Annotated in this window: 14 protein-coding genes; 6 read left to right on the top strand and 8 right to left on the bottom strand. The window is 73.1% G+C overall.

Annotated elements, in window-relative coordinates; all coding sequences use genetic code 11:
- Positions 1–23 precede the first annotated feature (23 nt).
- From ACFVIU_RS14025 to ACFVIU_RS14015, 3 genes are all read left to right on the top strand, one after another.
- Positions 24–1865, top strand: coding sequence for a phospholipase C (locus ACFVIU_RS14025; RefSeq protein ID WP_385842636.1), 1842 nt, complete (start codon positions 24–26; stop codon positions 1863–1865).
- 112 nt (positions 1866–1977) lie between these two features.
- On the top strand, positions 1978–2979 hold the full coding sequence (locus ACFVIU_RS14020; RefSeq protein WP_385842635.1) for a phosphotransferase: 1002 nt from the start codon (positions 1978–1980) through the stop codon (positions 2977–2979).
- A 168-nt stretch (positions 2980–3147) separates the two neighbouring features.
- Entirely contained in the window at positions 3148–4698 is a 1551-nt protein-coding gene (locus tag ACFVIU_RS14015) for a N,N-dimethylformamidase beta subunit family domain-containing protein (RefSeq protein WP_385842634.1), read from the top strand.
- 19 nt (positions 4699–4717) lie between these two features.
- Here ACFVIU_RS14015 and ACFVIU_RS14010 read toward each other — a convergent pair whose 3' ends face one another.
- The 5 genes from ACFVIU_RS14010 to ACFVIU_RS13990 form a co-directional block, all read right to left on the bottom strand.
- A complete protein-coding gene (locus ACFVIU_RS14010) occupies positions 4718–4900 on the bottom strand; it encodes a hypothetical protein (protein ID WP_385842633.1) in 183 nt (60 codons plus the stop codon).
- Positions 4901–5014: 114 nt separating this feature from the next.
- Complete coding sequence (locus tag ACFVIU_RS14005; protein ID WP_385842632.1) at positions 5015–5770, bottom strand: carbamate kinase; 756 nt, start codon at positions 5768–5770, stop codon at positions 5015–5017.
- A gap of 34 nt (positions 5771–5804) precedes the next feature.
- Positions 5805–6263 (bottom strand): hypothetical protein, encoded by a 459-nt coding sequence (locus ACFVIU_RS14000; protein ID WP_385842631.1) that lies wholly within the window; start codon positions 6261–6263, stop codon positions 5805–5807.
- 187 nt (positions 6264–6450) lie between these two features.
- On the bottom strand, positions 6451–7194 hold the full coding sequence (locus ACFVIU_RS13995; RefSeq protein WP_385842629.1) for a helix-turn-helix domain-containing protein: 744 nt from the start codon (positions 7192–7194) through the stop codon (positions 6451–6453).
- A 249-nt stretch (positions 7195–7443) separates the two neighbouring features.
- A complete protein-coding gene (locus tag ACFVIU_RS13990; RefSeq protein ID WP_385842794.1) occupies positions 7444–9048 on the bottom strand; it encodes a CocE/NonD family hydrolase in 1605 nt (534 codons plus the stop codon).
- A 181-nt stretch (positions 9049–9229) separates the two neighbouring features.
- On the opposite strand from ACFVIU_RS13990, the gene ACFVIU_RS13985 reads away from it, so the two are divergent.
- Positions 9230–9946 (top strand): TetR/AcrR family transcriptional regulator, encoded by a 717-nt coding sequence (locus ACFVIU_RS13985; RefSeq protein ID WP_385842628.1) that lies wholly within the window; start codon positions 9230–9232, stop codon positions 9944–9946.
- Positions 9947–10044: 98 nt separating this feature from the next.
- Here the strand turns inward: ACFVIU_RS13985 and katG are convergent, their stop codons facing one another.
- Together katG and ACFVIU_RS13975 are read right to left on the bottom strand one after the other, a co-directional pair.
- A complete protein-coding gene (katG, locus tag ACFVIU_RS13980) occupies positions 10045–12270 on the bottom strand; it encodes a catalase/peroxidase HPI (RefSeq protein ID WP_385842626.1) in 2226 nt (741 codons plus the stop codon).
- A gap of 33 nt (positions 12271–12303) precedes the next feature.
- A complete protein-coding gene (locus tag ACFVIU_RS13975; RefSeq protein ID WP_385842625.1) occupies positions 12304–12741 on the bottom strand; it encodes a Fur family transcriptional regulator in 438 nt (145 codons plus the stop codon).
- A 247-nt stretch (positions 12742–12988) separates the two neighbouring features.
- On the opposite strand from ACFVIU_RS13975, the gene ACFVIU_RS13970 reads away from it, so the two are divergent.
- Complete coding sequence (locus tag ACFVIU_RS13970) at positions 12989–13927, top strand: hypothetical protein (RefSeq protein WP_385842624.1); 939 nt, start codon at positions 12989–12991, stop codon at positions 13925–13927.
- Between the two features lie 632 nt (positions 13928–14559).
- The gene (locus ACFVIU_RS13965) at positions 14560–15744 is read left to right on the top strand and encodes an acyltransferase family protein (protein ID WP_385842623.1); all 1185 of its coding nucleotides are present in this window, start codon (positions 14560–14562) and stop codon (positions 15742–15744) included.
- Between the two features lie 88 nt (positions 15745–15832).
- Here ACFVIU_RS13965 and ACFVIU_RS13960 read toward each other — a convergent pair whose 3' ends face one another.
- Positions 15833–16075, bottom strand: a complete 243-nt coding sequence (locus ACFVIU_RS13960; protein WP_385842621.1) for a chaplin — start codon at positions 16073–16075, stop codon at positions 15833–15835.
- Positions 16076–16110 lie beyond the last annotated feature (35 nt).

The following is a 16110-nucleotide window of genomic DNA, read 5'->3' as shown; positions in this document are numbered from 1 at the left end:
TCTGTCCGAAGGGGTAGACCACCATGGCCAGCAGAGGAAGACGAGCCGCGCTGCGGACTCTCGGCGCGCTCGCGGGAGCCGCCGCGCTCACCGCGCTCGGCGGCAACGCGCCCGGCTGGGCGGCGGTGCCCGCCGGCACGCCGGGCGGACACTCCTCGACCGCCACTCCCATCAAGCACGTGGTCGTGCTGTACGACGAGAACGTCTCCTTCGACCACTACTTCGCCACCTACCCGAAGGCCGCCAACACGGACGGCACGACGTTCAAGGCGGCGAAGAACACCCCGAAGAACATCGACACCCTCGCGCACGCGGGGCTGCTGACGAAGAACCCGAACCAGTACACGCCGAAGCGGCTGTCCCCGGCCCAGGCGATGACCTGCGACCAGAACCACTCCTACGGCCCGGAGCAGTACGCCTACAACGGCGGCAAGGCCGACCAGTTCGTGCAGAACACCGAGGTCGACAAGTGCAGCGGCGGCCTGTTCGGCGAGCCCGGCCTGGTCATGGACTACTACGACGGCAACACCGTCACCGGTCTGTGGAACTACGCCCAGCACTACGCGATGAGCGACCGCTCCTACAGCTCGGTGTACGGCCCGTCCACGCCCGGCGCGCTGAACCTGATCTCCGGTCAGACGCACGGTGTCGTCTCCATGGACCCGAAGACGGGCACCGAGAACCCGAAGCAGACCCCGACCCCGGACCCCTACACGGTCCTGTCCCCGGACGCCCACGGCGTGGGCACGCTCGTCAACGACCCCGACCCGGCCTACGACGACTGCTCCGGCAAGGACCACACCAGCAGCAACGCGCTCGCGTCCTTGCAGGGCAGGAACATCGGTGACCTGCTCAACGCCAGGAAGGTGAGCTGGGGCTGGTTCCAGGGCGGCTTCCGCCCGACCACCGCGTGGGACGGCAAGCAGGGCGACTACGCCAAGTGCGACGCCACGCACACCAATCTGGGCGGCGCGTCCGTCACGGACTACAGCCCGCACCACAACCCGTTCGCGTACTACAAGTCGACGGCCAACCCGCACCACCTGCCGCCGAAGAGCGTCTCGGAGATCGGCCACAGCGGCCAGGCCAACCACAACTACGACCTGACGGACTTCTCCGCCGTCCTGAAGGCGGGCAAGCTCCCGGCGGTCAGCTTCGTCAAGGCCGGCGCCTACCAGGACGGCCACGCGGCCTACTCCGACCCGACCGACGAGCAGCACTTCCTGATCGGGCAGATCAACGCGATCCAGAGCTCGCCGCAGTGGAAGTCGACGGCGATCGTGATCGCGTACGACGACTCCGACGGCTGGTACGACCACGCCTACGTCGCCCCGCGCAACGGTTCCACGGACACCTCGACCGGCTCCAACGGCAAGGCCATCGACAGCCCGGCCTGCCAGCACGGCCCGAAGGCGGCCGGCGGCTACGCCGACCGCTGCGGCCCCGGCACCCGGCAGCCGCTGCTGGTCGTTTCGCCGTACAGCAAGGTCAACAAGGTCGACCACACCCTGACGAACCAGGCGTCCATCACCCGGTTCATCGAGGACAACTGGCGCACCGGCCGGATCGGCGACCACTCCTTCGACGCGACCGCCGGCTCCCTGGCGGGCCTGTTCGACTTCCGGCACCCGAACAACAAGCAGGTGCTGCTGAAGGCGGACGGCTCGGTGCGCTCCGTCGGCCCGATCCACCACGTCGCCCCGGTCGCCACCGACATCACTCCCGGCCCGGCGATGCAGAACACGGCCGACGCGACCGACTCCTCCGGCTTCCCGGTGCTGCCGGTGGGCCTCGGTGCGGGCGCCCTGCTGGCCGCGGGCGCGACGGGTACGTACCTGACGCTGCGCCGCAGGCAGCAGGCCTGACCGGCTGAACCGCGCGTGCGCCCCCGGAGCCTCTCCGGGGGCGCACGTGTGTGCGGGGTCCGGCGCTGAAATCTGCTGGCCGGGCGGGAGGCCGGGCTGCTGGGATGGCCCGATGGACCATGCGGATACGACGGCGGTGGACCGGGGCGGCTATCCGGACGCCGTGACTCCCTGGGAGCAGGAGGAGTGGCGGGCCTCGGCCCTCGGCTGGGTCCGGGACCGTCTCGCCGAGCACGGCCTGCGGGCGGACGGCGCCCGGCAGGTGCGGTTGCGGCCGTGGTCGGTGCTGGTGCGGACACCGGTCGCGGGGCGGGACGCCGTCTGGTTCAAGGCGAATCCGCCGGCCAGTGCGTTCGAGGGCCCGCTGACCGCGGCGCTGGCCCGCTGGGTGCCCGGGCAGGTGCTGGAGCCGCTGGCCGTCGACGCCGGGCGCGGCTGGTCGCTGCTGCCGGACGGGGGCGAACCGTTCCGGGCCGTGCTGGCCCGGGAGCCGGTCGGCGCGGACGCGTGGGAGGAGCTGCTGCGCCAGTACGCGAGCCTCCAGCGCGCCGTCGTCCCGCACGGCCGGGCGATGGAACGGCTGGGCGTCCCCGCCGCCCGGACCACCGGTCTGCCCGGTGTCTTCGACGCGCTGCTCGCCCGGGCCACGGCCCTCTCCCCGGAACAGCGCGCCCGGCTCACGGCCCTGCGGCCCCGGCTCGCCGACTGGTGTGCCGAACTCGCCGCCCTCGGCGTCGACGACACCCTCGACCACGCCGACCTGCACGACGGCCAGCTGTTCCGCCCGGCGCCGGGCCGGTTCACCTTCTTCGACTGGGGGGACGCGGCCGTCTCCCACCCGTTCCTCAGCCTGCGGGTCACCGCCGAGCGGGCCCGCGACCGCTACGGGCCGCAGGTGCTGCCCCGGCTGCGCGACGCCTACCTGGAGCCCTGGACCGGCGACGGCCGCACGATGACCGACCTCCGGCGTGCGGCGAGCCTCGCCTGGCGACTGAGCGCCCTCGGCCGAGCCGCGTCCTGGGGCCGGATGTTCCCCACCGCGTCCGGCTCCGAGCCGGGCGCCGAACAGACCGCCCAGTGGCTCCTCCAACTCCTCGACCGGCCGCCCTTCTAGCGCGCCGGCCCGGGCAGCCGCGCGTGTCACCCGTACGGCGGCAGCCCGGAGATCCCGGTGCAGGGGCCTGTCCGCCGCTCCCCCGCCACGATCCGGCTCCCCGCGCGGGTTGCGGAGGGTGCGGGCCCGTCGGGAGGCTGGAGCAGGCATCCACCCCTGGGAGGTGACGTGGCTCCGGCACCTGGAACTCCCCCGTCGGACGGTCTCGGCCGCCGCCGCTTCCTCGGCGTGTGCGCCGGGGCCGGGCTCACCACGGCCGCCTGCACGTTCACGCGCACCCGGACGTACACGGCCCACGCCCAGCCGGGGCGGCTCAGGCCGGAGGCGGAGCGGGAGGCCCCGGGCAGCGCCGACTGGCGGCTCGCCGGCACCAGTCCGCCGGACGCGGTGGCCGGCTACACGGACCGGGTCAGTGTGACCCCGGGCGAGGAGTTCGCCCTGCATGTGTCGACGACCGCGGGCGCCTTCCGGGTCTCCGCGTTCCGCGTCGGCTGGTACGGCGGCCGGCAGGCGCGCCGGATCTGGACCTCGGGGCGCATACCCGGCCGTGCACAGAGCGCCCCCCTGGTGCTGCCGGCCACTCGCACGGTGCGCGCCGACTGGCCGGCCACCCTGTCGGTGGACACCGACGGCTGGCCCGAGGGCGCCTATCTGCTACGGCTGGAGACGGACACCGGACACCAGCGGTACGTGCCGCTGATCGTCCGCTCCACCGACGGCACGGGCCGTACCGTCCTGCTGCACGCCCCGGCCACCTGGCAGGCGTACAACCGCTGGGGCGGCAGCAGCCTGTACGCCGGCGCGTCGGGCGCGTACGCCACGCGGTCCCTCGCGGTCAGCTTCGACCGTCCGTACGACGGAAACGGTGCGGAGAAGTTCCTGGTGTACGAGCGGCCGCTGGTGGTGCTGGCCGAGCGGCTCGGGGTTCCGCTGGCCTACAGCACGGGCGTCGACGTGCACCGGGACCCCGCCGTGCTGCGGGGCGCGCACGCCGTCGTCTGCCTGGGACACGACGAGTACTGGACGCCGGAGCAGCGTGCCCACGTCACGGCCGCCCGGGACGCGGGCACGAACGTCGCCTTCCTCGGTGCCAACACCTGCTTCCGCCGGGTCCGGCTCGAGCCCGGCGAGCAGGCGGACGGCCGTACGGTCGTGTGCTACAAGACCTCCTACCGCGCCGACCCCTGCTACGCCTCCCGGCCCGAGCTGGTCACCACCGACTACCGGCTGCCGCCGGCGGCCGACCCCGAGTCCTCGCTCACCGGCGTGCTGTACGAGGGGTATCCGGTCGACGCGCCCTATGTGGTGCACGCGGCCCGCCACTGGCTGTACGAGCGCACCGGGGTGCGCGCCGGCGAGGGCTTCGCGCATCTCGTCGGGGTGGAGTACGACCGGGTCGTGCCGGGCATGCCGGCGCCGGGTCCGCTGGAGATCACCGCGCACTCCCCGCTGGTGTGCGCCGGCCGGGCGAGCCACAGCGACTCGGCGTACTACACCACCGCCGGCGGGGCCGGGGTCTTCGCGACCGGCACCATGCGCTGGGTGGAGGCGCTGGTGGCGGGGACCGGCGAACTCGGCCGGGACCACGGCATGGACGCCCGCACCCGCGCCTTCGTCACCCGTACCACGGAGAACCTGCTCGGCGTGTTCGCACGGGGCCCGGCGGCCCGGCACGCCCCGCCGCCGCACCCCAACACCGGGGAGCTGTACGGAAGCTGAGTCCGTCAGGCCGAGTCCGTCAGGCCTGTGCGGCGCCCGGTCCGGCGCCGCGCATCCGGTCCCGGCGGGCGAGGTTGTACAGCCGCAGCAGGTGCTTCGCCACGGCACAGGGCACGGCGTGGGCGTGGCACTGACGGCACGTGTGCAGGTGCTGCTCGTAGGTGAGGCGCGCGTTCTCCAGCGCGTCGTCGACAGAAGACATGGACTTCTCCGGGCAGGGCGCGTCCAGGGACGGCGCGGATTTCATTGACAGGTACACCCAGAGACAAGGTGATCATGTTACTGGCGGTACTGGGAAACTCGTACAGCCGGGCGCTCAGCCGACGGACAGCTCGGGGCGCACCAGCGTGCCGGACCGGCCGTGGACGATCTGGTAGGCCGCGTCGAGGCAGCCGATGGCCGCCAGTCCCGTCGTACGCTCCACGAACCGTGCCGCCGCCTCCGCCTTCGGTCCCATGGAGTCCGCCGGGTACCGGCCGTCGCGCAGCTCGGCGGGTGTGGCCTCGAGGACGGGCCGCTGGTCGCGGGTGCCGTAGCCGGTGTAGACGTGCGGCACATCGGTGAGGATCAGCAGGAAGTCGGCCCCGATGTCCTCGGCGAGCAGGGCCGCGGCCAGGTCCTTGTCGGCCTCCGGCGCGGTCCCCTCCAGCAGGCCGCCACCGGCGGTCACCGGTATGCCGCCACCGCCCGAGCAGATCACCAGGGTGCCGCTCGCGAGGAGCTCCCGGACCGTGGCCGTCTCCAGGATGCGCTCCGGCGCGGAGGCGGGGCCGGTCGCCCGGACCAGCGTGTGGGTGACCAGCGCGGCGATCCGGCGGCCGGGCAGCGCGTCCCGCAGCGCACGGGCCAGCAGCGAGCCGATCACCCCCTGCGCCTGCGCCACGGAGAGGTCCGGCGGGAGCGGGCCGCCCGCGTCGGGGAGTTCGGGGTGGGTGAGCACGAGATCGTGCTCGTGTGCCAGCGGGGCGAGCGCGGTGGCCACCCGCAGGGCATTGGCCCGCAGCACGTCCGGACCGGGGCACTCGGCCCTGCGGAGCAGGGCGTTGCCGCCGAGGGCGATGACGATACGCATGGGACCGTGTCCTTCGGGTGGGGGCGGCGGGGGCTCAGGCGTGCGGGTGGCGGGCGTGGTGGATGACGGCGGGGGCCACCGGCCCGTCGGTGACGGTCCGGCTGACGGCCGCCTCCGGGTACCTCACGCACCACAGCCGCAACACCGCGCCGGCTGCCCGCTCGGCGGCGAGCGCCTCCGCGGCGGACACGGCCGGTGCGACGCCGCCGACGCGTCGCCGGGCATAGTCGCGGGCGCGGGCGAACAGGTCATCGCAGGCCGGGCCGACGCTGAGGCCAGGGCCGGCTGTCCGGCCCAGCCCGAGCGAGCCCGGTACCAGCGTGTCGGTGTCGGTGGCCGCCGCGAGCAGCGCGGTGACGGGCGCGTCGCCGGTCGGCGCGGGGCGCGCGGCGCGCACATGGCCGACCGTGTCCTGGAGCAGCTGCTCGGCCCGGTGTGCGGCCGCGAGGGCATGCGGGGATCCGTCGACATCCGCCGCGATGTACCACCCCATGACTGTCCCTCCCTCGTCCGGGCCTCCACGTCGAGCCTCCTCCCGGCACCGTGGCGCGCCCAGGGGCCGGGCGGTCCCGGTGCGGGTCTCTTCGGCCCAGCGGGAGGCACGGGAACGGCGGTGCGGGCGCAGGACCGACCGCTGGACCGCGCGGGTGACGAGAGGCGGAGGGGCGGGTCCGAGGGGGTCACCACACGTCGATACGGCGGCCGGTGAGCGCGCTCGGCTCGATGCGCACCCAGAGATCGCGCTCGCCGCCGGCCCACGGGGTGCTGTAGGCGCGCTCGGCGAGGCGTCGGGTCTCGGCCGGGTCGGTCACGGCTCGGGCGGTGCCGCGTACCAGCACGCTCCAGCCCTGGCTGAGCGCGTCGTCCACCCGGTCGACCTCGAAGGCGACCTCGTGGCCCAGTCCCCGGGTGGTGACCGAGCCGGGGCTGGTGCGGAAGACGATCGCGCCGTCCACGACGCTGTAGTTGACGGGTACGACGACCGGCGCTCCCTCGGTGCTCACGGAGACGCGGCCCACGCCATGGGTCGCCAGCAGTTCCCTGCACTCCTGCTCGTCCAGTTCGCCGAGGCGGGCGTAGCGGGCGGCCTGTCCGATGCCGGCGGGCAGGCTGGTGTGTCCGCCGGCGAGGTCGACGGGGCTGGTGCGCAGGGCGCCGGCGAGCCGCAGCAGGGTGCCGACGTCCGGCGCTGCGGTGCTGTGTTCCTCCAGGTGGGCGACGTAGGCCTCGGCCATGCCGGCGCGGAAGGCCAGCTCGTCCCGGCTGAGGCCCAGCTCGGTGCGGCGGCGCCGGATCCGGCGGCCGAGGTCGCCCGGCGGCTGTGGGGCCGCGGGGTGCAGCGGGTCCTGGTCGAGTGCGCCTTCGTGCGGTGGCTCATCGTGCGGTGGGCTCTGCTGGTGCGGGGGCGGGGTGCGTTCGGCCATGGTCGTTCACTCCTCGCCGGGTGGCCGGTGCCGCCCGGCGGCTGCGGTGGAGCGCCGCCGCCCGGGCCCGCGGGCGGGGCCGTCGGCGGGTCGTGGGCAGGGTGCGGCGCGGAGCACGGTCCCACCCTCGCATGCGCGCGGGAGCGTTCTCTTGGGCCGGTCCGGCCCCTCCGCGAGCCGTTCGGACCGTACGGCTGCGAGCCGGGCCGCACGGCCCGGCTCGTCGACGTTCCCCGGAGAGCCGGCGAATTACGTGAGCCCAGAGCTGCTGGGAAGTACCAGGGTCGAGTGCGTGTGGAGCGTGATGCGCACCGGTGTGAAGGTGGTGGCGTCCAGCTGCGACTCGCCGGTGCCGGGATTGCGGGCGTAGCGCGGGTGGGCGCCTCCGCTGATCTGCCAGCGTATGCGGTGGCCGACGGGGAAGCGGTGGGCGGTGGAGCTCATCGGCACGACGACCTGCGAGGGCGTCTGCCCGGCCGTCTGTAGCCGGCCGAACCCGTCACAGATGTTGACGGAGCGGCCTTGCGGGTCCACGTCGCACAGGCGGGTGAAGACATCGGCGTGTCCGGTGTCCGTGGAGATGCTCAGCCGTGCGGAGACGGGACCCAGGATGTCCATGGGCTCGGTCAGTGGTGGGCCGGTGAAGGTCAGGACGTCGTCCCGGGCCTCCAGGGTGGCGTTGTCCCGGGGACCGGCGGTGCGGGAGAGCAGTGGGCCGCCCAGGGAGGGGGTGGGGTCGGCCGGGTCGTAGCGGAACGAGGCCACAGGTGCGGAGTCCGTGGGGGCCTGCCGGGTGAGATGCCCGCCGGGGACGGGGTACCACGAGGTGGCAGCCGCGGCCGGCGGCCAGTCGTCGAGGTCCCGCCAGGCGTCTTCGCCGCCGAGGTGCACACGCACCGCGGTGGGACGCAGGCCGGAGGGATCGGCGTACAGGTGGGCGCGCAGCCACGCGAGGCTCTCGGCGAACACCTCGGGCCACCCCTGCTGGAGGGCGGAGGTGTGGGTCCAGGGACCGACGAGCAGGGCGGTCTCACATCCGGCCTGGCGCAGCCGGTCGTACTGCTCGAAGGTCTGGTCGGCCAGTGCGTCGTACCACCCGGTGATCAGAGCCGTGGGCACGCGGAGCCGCTGCGCCGACTCCGCCAACGACGCGCCCTGCCAGTAGGCGTCCTTGGCGTCCGGGTGTGTCATCACGTCGTCCAGCCAGGGGAGTTCGCCGCCGAGGGCTGACACGTACGCCCCCCGCAGGGGCTGCGCGGTGGTGACGTCGCGCAGGCGGCGCTGAAGGCGGAGCGTCGCCTTGAGGAACGGTGCCATGCCCTGGTGCTGGTAGTTCATGCCCACGCCCACGGCGAGGGCGTTCTCCAGACGCAGCACACCGTCTGCGTGGAAGAGGGCGTAGGGATCGTGCAGCCCTACTTGCACCACCATGGCCTTCAGTTCCGGCGGTGGGTCCAACGCCAGGGCCCATTGCACATAGCCCAGGTAGCTGGGGCCGACGGTCCCCAGTGTTCCGTTGAACCAGGGCTGCTCGCGCAGCCAGGACACCGTGGCCTGGCCGTCGGCGGCCTCGTTGCGCCACAGATCGAACATGCCGCCCGACCCTCCGGTGCCGCGGCAGCTCTGAAGGACCACATGGAAGCCCTGTTCGGCGAAGAGCAGGCCGTACTGGGGTGACCAGGGCAGGCCTCGGCCGTAGGGGGAGCGGACCAGGAGGGTGGGGAAGTCGCCCTGGGCGCGCGGGAAGTAGTGGTCAGTGATCAACGGGCTGCCGTCGGCGGCCGGCACTGCCAGTCCCGGCTCCCAACCGACCTCGTGCCGCTTCTCCGGCAGACCTCGCCAGGTCGCCCTCATCATGCGGGAGGACAGTGGCGGTTTTCCGGCGGGTGGCACCCAGGCCGGTCCGGCTACGGCGGCGGGCATGCGTGATGGCATCGTTCCACTCCTCTATTTCCGTACGCCGTACGAGAATAGAGGGTGCTTGGATGACCTTGGCAAGAGCCACCTCAACTACCTGGGGAAGGAGTGCGACGTCGTGTCCAGGGACGGAAAGTCCGGCGCCGAGAGCGTCGATCCCGAACAGCTCTGGCTTCGACCCGCCGAGCCCCGCAGGGGCCGCAGGCCCTCCTTCAGCCGGGAGACGATCACCGCGACGGCCGTCACTCTGGCGGACTCGGAAGGACTCGACGCGGTCACCATGCGGCGGGTGGCCGCCGAGGTCGGGGCGGGCGTCATGTCGCTCTACAGCTACGCCCCTGACAAGGAGACGCTGCTGGAACTGATGGTCGACCACGTCAGCGGCGAACTCACGCTCACGGACCCACCCAGCGGTGACTGGCGTGCCGATCTGAAGACCGTGGCCCGGCTACAGCGCGCCCACATGCTGCGCCACCCCTGGCTGCCCGCCGCCCTGTCCACCCGTCGCGTCCCGGGCCCCAACACGCTGGCCTTCCTGGAACACGTGCTCGCCGTCCTGCGGCCGACCGGGCTGGACGGTGCGGCGAAGCTGGAGGTCTTCGCCCAGATCACCGCGTTCGTGGCCGGGCACGTCGCCCATGAGATCGCGCAGGCCGCAGTGTCACGATCACCGGACCGGGCCGCAGCCGAGGCCCGCTACCTGGCCGCTGTCGCCGCCGACGGCCGCCACCCGGAACTCGCCGAAGCCCTTTCCGCTCCCGGGCGTCCCCTCACCCCCGACGCCACCTTCACCCGGTTCCTCAACCGTCTGATCGACGGCCTCGATACCGACTGATGCCACACTGACTGATGCCCCTCGCACGGTGCGCCGCGAGCGGACATGACGATCCGGGGCCGCCCGGTGGGCGGCCCCGGATGTGCTTACCGCGGGGGTCAGCGCAGGTCGAACCGGTCGAGTTCCATGACCTTGGTCCAGGCGGCGACGAAGTCGTTCACGAACTTCTCCTTCGCGTCGTCGCTGGCGTAGACCTCGGCGAGCGCGCGCAGCTCGGAGTTCGAGCCGAAGACCAGGTCGGCGCGGCTGCCGGCCCACTTCAGCTCGCCGGTGACGGCGTCGCGGCCCTCGAAGGTGGTCTGGTCCTCGGAGGTCGACTTCCACGTCGTACCCATGTCGAGCAGGTTGACGAAGAAGTCGTTGGTGAGGACGCCCGGGGTGGCGGTGAGGACACCGAGCTGCGAACCCTGGTGGTTGGCGCCGAGGACGCGCAGACCGCCGACGAGCACGGTCATCTCGGGGGCGCTCAGCGTCAGCAGGTTCGCCTTGTCGACCAGCAGGTACTCGGCCGGCAGGCGGTTGCCCTTGCCGAGGTAGTTGCGGAAGCCGTCCGCGGTCGGCTCCAGGGCATCGAAGGACTCGACGTCGGTGTGCTCCTCACCGGCGTCGACGCGGCCCGGGGTGAAGGGCACCCGCACCTCGAAGCCGCCCTCCTTCGCGGCCTTCTCGACCGCGGCGACACCGCCGAGGACGATCAGGTCGGCCAGGGAGACCTTCTTGGCGCCGGTGTTGAACTGCTGCTGGATGCCCTCCAGGACGCGCAGCACCTGGGCGAGCTGGTCGGGGTCGTTCGCCTCCCAGCCGCGCTGCGGGGCCAGGCGGATGCGGGCGCCGTTGGCGCCGCCGCGCTTGTCGCTGCCGCGGAAGGTGGAGGCGGACGCCCAGGCGGTGAAGACCAGCTGGGAGACGGTGAGACCCGAGTCGAGCAGCTTGGTCTTCAGGGCCGCGATGTCGGCCTCGTCGATCAGCTCGCCCTCGCGCTCCGGCAGCGGGTCCTGCCACAGCAGGGTCTCCTCCGGGACCTCCGGGCCGAGGTACAGCGACTTCGGGCCCATGTCGCGGTGGGTGAGCTTGTACCAGGCGCGGGCGAAGGCGTCCGCGAACTCCTGCGGGTTCTCCAGGAAGCGGCGGGAGATCGGCTCGTAGATCGGGTCGAAGCGGAGCGCCAGGTCGGTGGTGAGCATGCCCGGGGCGATCTTCTTCGAGGGGTCGTGGGCGTCGGGCACGGTGCCCTCGCCCGCGCCGCCCTTCGGCCGCCACTGCTTGGCGCCGGCCGGGGACTCGGTCAGCTCCCACTCGTAGCCGAAGAGGATCTCGAAGAAGTTGTTGCTCCACTGGGTCGGCGTGGTGGTCCAGGTGACCTCCAGGCCGGAGCCGATGGCGTCCTTGCCCTTGCCGGTGCCGAAGGTGCTGTTCCAGCCGAGGCCCTGCTCCTCCATCCCGGCGGCCTCGGGGTCGAGACCGACGTGGTCGGCGGGGCCGGCGCCGTGGGTCTTGCCGAAGGTGTGGCCGCCGGCGATCAGGGCGACGGTCTCCTCGTCGTCCATCGCCATCCGGTGGAACGTCTCACGGATGTCGCGGGCCGCGGCCAGCGGGTCCGGGTTGCCGTTGGGGCCCTCGGGGTTGACGTAGATCAGACCCATCTGGACGGCGCCGAGCGGGTTCTCCAGCTCGCGGTCGCCGGTGTAGCGCTTGTCGTCGAGCCAGGCGGTCTCGGGACCCCAGTAGACGTCCTCCTCGGCCTCCCAGACGTCCTCGCGGCCGCCGCCGAAGCCGAAGGTGGTGAAGCCCATGGACTCCAGGGCGACGTTGCCGGCGAGGACCATGAGGTCGGCCCAGGAGATCTTCTGGCCGTACTTCTTCTTCACCGGCCACAGCAGACGGCGGGCCTTGTCCAGGTTGACGTTGTCCGGCCAGCTGTTGAGCGGGGCGAAGCGCTGCTGGCCGGAACCGGCACCGCCGCGGCCGTCGCTGATGCGGTAGGTGCCCGCGCTGTGCCAGGCCATCCGGATCATCAGCGGGCCGTAGTTGCCGAAGTCGGCCGGCCACCAGTCCTGCGACGTCGTGAGCACCTCGGCGATGTCCTGCTTCAGCGCTGCGAGGTCGAGGCTCTGGAAGGCCTCGGCGTAGTCGAATTCCTCGCCCAGCGGGTTGGTCGCCGGCGGGTTCGGGCTGAGAATCTTCAGGTTGAGCCGCTCCGGCCACCACTGGCGGTTGCCGCCGCCCTGGGTCGGGTGCAGCGCCCGCTCATGGGCGACGGGGCAACCGCCGCTCGCCCCTTCCGACTTGGCGTCTGTGACGATCGCGTCGTGGTTCTCAGTCATGGCAATCCTTCCGAACTGTGCGGAACTCGGTGCTCAGGAACTGCGGCCAGTGGAACAGTCGGGGCACAGGCCCCAGTAGACGACCTCGGCCTCGTCGATGGAGAAGCCGCGGTCGTCGGAGGCGGTCAGGCAGGGCGCGTCACCGACCGCGCAGTCGACGTCGGCGACGGCACCGCAGGACCGGCACACGACGTGGTGGTGGTTGTCGCCCACGCGCCCCTCGAACCGGGCGGGGTGCCCGGCCGGCTCGATCCGGCGGACCAGACCCGCCGCGGTGAGGGCGTGCAGCGCTTCGTAGACGGCTTGCAGGGAGATGTGGCCTACGCGGTCGCGGACCCCGGAGGCGATCGCCTCGACGCCGAGGTGGTCGCCGTCCCGGACGGTCTCCAGCAGCGCGACGCGGGCTGCCGTCACGCGCAGGCCGGCACCGCGGAGCTCCTCGGCGGTGGTCGGGGTCGGGGAGGCGGTCATGGGGCCGAACCTACCCTCATAAACACGAGTGGTTCAAGAAAACGAGAGATGCAATTCTGGCCGTGTCCCGGCGTCCGCTGTTCGCCTCGGCGTCGCCCGGCCCCGGCCCGGTGCCGTGGGCTTGCACGGCATCATCCGGCCGGCTCTAGCCGAGAAGGGCACGGCGAGCCGAACCGTCCCCCGAACGGGTGAACCTCGCCCGGCGCGGAACCCGGGAGCGGTCACCGCATCCCCGAGAGGAGCGCCGGTGGATCTGGACGCCGTCGCCGACGAGCTGTACGGACTGCGGCCGGAGGAGTTCGTCGCCGCCCGGGACCGCCGTGCCCGGGACGCCCGCGGCTCCGGGGACCCGGACCTCGCCCGGCGGATCGGTGCGCTGCGGCGGCCGAATCTCGCCGCCTGGGTCAGCAACCTCCTGGTCCGCGGCCGGCCGGAGGAGGCGGGAGCGCTGCTCGGCCTGGGCGAGGAGCTGCGCCGCGCCCACCGCGAACTGGACGGGCCCCGGCTGCGCACCCTCGCCCGCCGGCAGCACGAGGTGATCGCCGCCCTCGCCCGGCAGGCCGGCCGGCTGGCCGCGGAGGCCGGGCATCCGGTGGGCGAGGAGGTACGGCGCGAGGTCGAGGAGACCCTGCATGCGGTGCTGGCCGACCCCGAGGCCGCCCGGGAGTGGGCCGCGGGCCGGCTGGTACGGCCGCTGCACGCCACCCTCGGCTTCCCGGCGGCCGACGAGGCCACGCTCAGCCGACGCCGCACGACCCCAGCGCAAGGCCCGGAGAAGCGCCCCCGCGGGCAGGACCGCACGGCGTCCGCCACACACCGCCGCACCGAGACCCACGAGAAGGCCCGCACCGCCGAACGGGAACGCCGGGAGCGGGAGGCCGAGGCCGCCGAGCGGGAACTCCGGGAGCGGGAGCGGGAGGCCGAGGCCGCCGAGCGGGAACTCCGGGAGCGGGAGCGGGAGGCCGAGGCCGCTGCCCGGGAGGCGGAGGAAGGGACCCGGCGGCTGGCCGAGGCGACGGACCGTGTGCGCACCCTGCGCACCGAGCTGCGCCAGGCCGAGGAGGAACAGCACCGGGCCCGCACGGCCGAGCAGTCCGCCCGGGACCGGACCAGGCAGGCGGACCGAGCGGCACGGGAGGCGCGCCGCCGCGCCGAGAAGGCACGCGCGGCCGCGGGCCATGGCTAGTCGCCACCGTCGGCCTCCCGCCGCCCACCCGGAGGCGGCCTGACGGCGTCCGGCGTCCGGCCCGAGGTCCCACGGCGCGCGCGGCCGCCCGCGGACCGGACACACTTCCGCGCCCCCACTGCGGGTAGGGATGGGGCGACGTTTCTGACCGGCCTCGACGGCGCGACGGGGGACGCAGGAGGCGCGGCCACGGTTCCGGCCACCGGTGCCGCCCCGGCGGTGGTGTGCCGCCCCGTACCCGTCGCACCCACCGCACCCACGTGGTCCCCGTCCGGTCGGAGGGTGCGGCTACCCGCGGCGCTGGCCCGCCTGCTGGTCGGTGCCGTCGCGGGCATGCACGCCGTTCGACTTCATGCCGCGGACCTCGAATGCCCGCTGATAGGGTCGGAGTTCAGCGGCCGGCCCGGTCGGACGGCAGAGTGCCAGGTGGCGGAGCGGCCCGGTGTCCGCCAAGGGGCAACCGTGAGTGACGGTCTCACTCGTACGGGTGTACAGGCGCGGCCGTCCGTGGCATAGGGGAGGTTTCGTCGTTCGCCAGCAGTGTGATGTTGGCCATGCAATGTGATGGACGGCGCTGAACGGGTAACGCTCCCCTTCATGCCCCACGCCAAACCCCTGCGGCAGGTGATTCGATGATCACGGCGACGACCCGGGCGCTCCGGACGCCGCCCACCCGAACCGACGACACGACCGGGAGATCCTCCCCGTCCGCCGCCAACCCCTCCCTGCCGTCCCTGACCGGGCTGCGGTGGATGGCGGCGCTGCTGGTGTTCGGGCTGCACGTGAACAACTTCGGCTACTTCGGCGGGACCGGTGGCCGCGTCATGTCCTGGGGATTCGGCGCCGGGGCCACCGGTGTGTCGTTCTTCTTCGTACTGTCCGGCTTCGTCCTGACCTGGTCCGCCAGACCACGCGACCGGGCGCTCGCGTTCTGGCGGCGGCGCATCGCCCGCGTCTACCCGGTGCACCTGGTCACCCTGGCCGTGGCCCTGCTGATGACATACGGCCTCGCCCACCAGCCCCGGCCGACGCCGAAGCAGGCCCTCGCCAACGCGCTGCTGCTGCACTCCTGGTGGCGGCCGTGGTGGCAGACGCTGAACCCGGTCAGCTGGTCGCTGGCCTGCGAGGCGTTCTTCTATGCCTCGTTCCCGCTGCTGATCCTGGTGCTGCGCCGGCTCGGCGCGCGAGGGGCGGTCGTGCTGGGCGGGCTGTCGGTGGTGGCGGTGGTGGTGCTGGGCCGGGCGGACGCCCACCACTGGTGGAGCTACGCGCTCTACTCCTTCCCCGCGGTCCGGCTGCCCGAGTTCGTGCTCGGCGCGGTCACCGCGCGGCTGGTGCTGCTGGGCCGGTGGCGCGGGCCCGGTCTGGAGGCCTCGCTGGCGCTCGCGGTCATCGGCTACTTCTTCGTCCCGCAGGTGCCGCTCGGCTACTCCGCCACCATGTGCACCCTCACCGGCTTCGTCCTGCTCATCCCGGCGGCCGCCCAGGCGGACCTGCACGGGCTGCCGTCCTTGTGGCGGCGCCGGTGGCTGGTGCGGCTCGGTGAGCTGTCGTTCGCCTTCTACATGATCCATCTGCTGGTGCTGCGGTGCGCCACCCCCCTGCTGGGCACCAAGCCGCACTTCGGACTGCTGGCGGGTACGGCCGTCACCGCCGTCGTGTTCGCCCTGTCGCTGGGCCTGTCCTGGATCCTGTACGAGGCGGTGGAGGTCCCGGCCCGCCGCCTCCTGCTCCGCCACCGCCGCCCGACCACGGTCCGGGATCCACTTCCCGCCCGCCACGAAGCCCCGGCCCCGACTCCGGCACAGGCGGACTGAGCGGGGGCTGATCGCTCCGGGGCGGGCGTGCACCTGGGCCCGCGCAGCCGTGCGCCGGCCCCTGATGGCGGGGCCGGCGCGCGTGCCGTCAGCTGTTGGCGCAGGTGTTGTTGCTGGCCGGGTTCAACAGGGCGATCAGGTCGATGGTGTCGCCGCAGACGTTGGCGTCGACGTCGACCGGTACCTGGACGACGTCGCCGGAGACGACGCCCGGGCTGTTGTTGGCGGTGCCGGTGGTCGGGCCCGGGTCGGCCGCGAAGGCGGTCGCCGAGCCTCCCATCGCAAGGACCCCGGCAAGAGCGGCGGTGGTGAAGAAGCTGCGCATACGCATGATGTGCCTCACTGGTCGGCGATTGGACTCTTCCA

It is taken from the genome of Streptomyces sp. NPDC127190, from assembly GCF_042672505.1.
Lineage (GTDB): Bacteria > Actinomycetota > Actinomycetes > Streptomycetales > Streptomycetaceae > Streptomyces.
Note: the sequence above shows the minus strand (reverse complement) of the source record. Positions and strands in the feature narration are given on the sequence as shown.

Bases quoted from the DNA above. Each gene is read 5' to 3' on its own strand.
- ACFVIU_RS13975 (WP_385842625.1), bottom strand. From the start codon at position 12,741: ATGACCGCCTCCCCGACCCCGACCACCGCCGAGGAGCTCCGCGGTGCC.
- ACFVIU_RS14025 (WP_385842636.1), top strand. From the start codon at position 24: ATGGCCAGCAGAGGAAGACGAGCCGCGCTGCGGACTCTCGGCGCGCTC.
- ACFVIU_RS13960 (WP_385842621.1), bottom strand. From the start codon at position 16,075: ATGCGTATGCGCAGCTTCTTCACCACCGCCGCTCTTGCCGGGGTCCTT.
- ACFVIU_RS13995 (WP_385842629.1), bottom strand. From the start codon at position 7,194: ATGGCCGAACGCACCCCGCCCCCGCACCAGCAGAGCCCACCGCACGAT.
- ACFVIU_RS13965 (WP_385842623.1), top strand. From the start codon at position 14,560: ATGATCACGGCGACGACCCGGGCGCTCCGGACGCCGCCCACCCGAACC.
- ACFVIU_RS14000 (WP_385842631.1), bottom strand. From the start codon at position 6,263: ATGGGGTGGTACATCGCGGCGGATGTCGACGGATCCCCGCATGCCCTC.
- ACFVIU_RS14010 (WP_385842633.1), bottom strand. From the start codon at position 4,900: ATGTCTTCTGTCGACGACGCGCTGGAGAACGCGCGCCTCACCTACGAG.
- ACFVIU_RS14020 (WP_385842635.1), top strand. From the start codon at position 1,978: ATGGACCATGCGGATACGACGGCGGTGGACCGGGGCGGCTATCCGGAC.
- ACFVIU_RS13990 (WP_385842794.1), bottom strand. From the start codon at position 9,048: ATGAGGGCGACCTGGCGAGGTCTGCCGGAGAAGCGGCACGAGGTCGGT.
- ACFVIU_RS14005 (WP_385842632.1), bottom strand. From the start codon at position 5,770: ATGCGTATCGTCATCGCCCTCGGCGGCAACGCCCTGCTCCGCAGGGCC.
- katG (WP_385842626.1), bottom strand. From the start codon at position 12,270: ATGACTGAGAACCACGACGCGATCGTCACAGACGCCAAGTCGGAAGGG.